2 protein-coding genes are annotated in these 1,437 nt (G+C 71.5%); both read right to left on the bottom strand.

Annotation, left to right across the window (positions count from 1 at the left end; genetic code table 11):
• Positions 1 to 74 precede the first annotated feature (74 nt).
• Positions 75 to 431, bottom strand: a complete 357-nt coding sequence (locus tag ABTZ89_RS38680; RefSeq protein WP_351054463.1) for an ATPase — start codon at positions 429 to 431, stop codon at positions 75 to 77.
• Between the two features lie 101 nt (positions 432 to 532).
• A complete protein-coding gene (locus tag ABTZ89_RS38675) occupies positions 533 to 1,216 on the bottom strand; it encodes a DUF2334 domain-containing protein (protein ID WP_351054461.1) in 684 nt (227 codons plus the stop codon).
• Positions 1,217 to 1,437: the final 221 nt, after the last annotated feature.

The following is a 1,437-nucleotide window of genomic DNA, read 5'->3' as shown; positions in this document are numbered from 1 at the left end:
GGCGGCTCGTGAGTACATTGGGGCGTTATAGCACCCCAAAGTACTCACGTGACCTGACCAGCGGAAACGGACGGTCAGTCGTCGTGGTCGTCCGCGTCGTCCTGGCCGTGGTCGTCGCGGGCGTCGTGATCAGCACGGTCGTCGTGGTCGTCGCGGTCGTCGTGGTCGACCTTGTCGTCGTGGTCGAACTGGTCGTCGCAGTCGTCGAAGCGATCATCGAGCTGGTCGTCGCGGTCGTTGTCGTCGCGGTCGTCGAACTGGTCGTCGTCGATGCAGGTGGGGGCCGCCTGGGCGGGGTTCGGCGGCTGCGGCTGGGATGCCGGGATCGGGGCCGGGTTCGAGGCGCTCGCCAGGGCCGCGCCCGTGCCGCCGAGGGCGAGCACCGCCGCCGCCGCAGCCGTCAGGAGCCAGGTCCGCTTCGTGGTCCGCATCGTCGTTGCCTCTCGTTCGGGGTCTTCCCTTGACGAGAACCAGATTCGCGGCCGGGTGTGAGGCGGTCCTGAAGGTCCGGTGAAGAGATTCTCATCGACCTTCACAGGCCGCCGGGAACGCCGAACGAGGCGTAGGTGACCGGGCGGGCGCCGTGGTGCAGGGCGAGGTCGATGGCGTCCAGAACTGCTTGGCGCGCAGTGGGTTTGCGCAGCACACCGGAGTCCACCGCGAGCCGCACCGGACGTCCTCGGCGGGCTGCCCGCCCGGCCCCAAGCACCAGCGCCCGGCACCACCACGGCTCGGCGCGCTCGCCCGGTCCGATCACGCGGATGCGCCCGCGGTGCACCCGGCCGGTCGCGAGCTCCCGGACCGCCACCGCGTCCGCGCACACCGAGAAGCCGCGCCGCCGCAAGGCCGTGATGGTGCCCGGCGAACCGAGCCAGCGCGGCGGGATGAAGCTCTTGGTGCGCAGCCCCAGGCGTTCGAGGATCGAGGCGGCGGCCACCAGGTGCAGCCCGGCCTCGTGCGCCGGCAACCCGGCGGCCGGTGCGAGCCGGGATCGCAAACCCGGTGCGGCGCGGGCGAATCCGTGCAGGCTCACGGCGTCGCGCGCGGCCATCCGCCCGGCGACCCAGTCGAGCACTGCGGCGTGCGGGGCCGGGTGCGGCGCGATCAGCAGGGACAGCGGGACGGCGCGCTGGTCCAGGTCAGCGCCGAAATCGGCGCACCGGTCCAGCACCTGGACGTCGAGTCCGGACAACGACACCACCAGCGGCGGGCTCACGATGCCTCATTCCGCCGGGTCCGGATGTCCACGACCTGACGACGAGGTGTCCCCGCGGCACAAATCCGGCGAACCTCCACGCCGCAACTGTCAGCAGTCCCCACCCCACCACCCCGAAGACACGCCGGAACCTCCCCCGACCGGGCGATTCCGCACCGCACTCCGGGCTCCGCCGAAACCGCAGTTTCAATTGAAACTGTGATCCGCCGTGAGTGGGGTCC

The organism is Saccharopolyspora sp. NPDC002686, from assembly GCF_040295745.1.
GTDB classification, from domain to species: domain Bacteria; phylum Actinomycetota; class Actinomycetes; order Mycobacteriales; family Pseudonocardiaceae; genus Saccharopolyspora; species Saccharopolyspora oryzae.
This window is presented reverse-complemented; position numbering and strand designations above follow the sequence as displayed.

Bases quoted from the DNA above. Each gene is read 5' to 3' on its own strand.
- ABTZ89_RS38680 (WP_351054463.1), bottom strand. From the start codon at position 431: ATGCGGACCACGAAGCGGACCTGGCTCCTGACGGCTGCGGCGGCGGCG.